The organism is Hungatella sp. SL.1.14, assembly GCF_024460495.1.
GTDB classification, from domain to species: Bacteria; Bacillota; Clostridia; order Lachnospirales; family Lachnospiraceae; genus Hungatella; species Hungatella hathewayi.
Map to the genome: position 1 here is coordinate 1 of NZ_JANFYJ010000263.1, position 307 is coordinate 307.

At 37.5% G+C, this 307-nt stretch carries 1 pseudogene; it reads left to right on the forward strand.

The features are described from left to right. Positions 1-307: pseudogene (locus NE473_RS30930) on the forward strand (tRNA uridine-5-carboxymethylaminomethyl(34) synthesis enzyme MnmG); the annotation flags it as partial.

Consider the following 307-nt stretch of genomic DNA (forward strand, 5'->3'; position numbering starts at 1 on the left):
ATTGAGACGGAGATAAAGCGTCGGGAAAGCACCAATATCGGTGCATCAAAAGAATTTCAGGAGTTTTTGGAAAGAAATGGAAGTACTCTTTTAAAAACAGGAACGACGCTGGCTGAACTGATTAGAAGACCGGAACTGAACTATGTTATGTTAACTGAATTAGATTCTAAAAGACCAGAATTACCGGTGGATGTCATAGAACAGGTTGTCATAAATATAAAATATGACGGTTATATCCGGCGCCAGAAACAACAGGTGGCTCAATATAAAAAACTGGAAAATAAAAAACTGGATGCAGACTTTGATT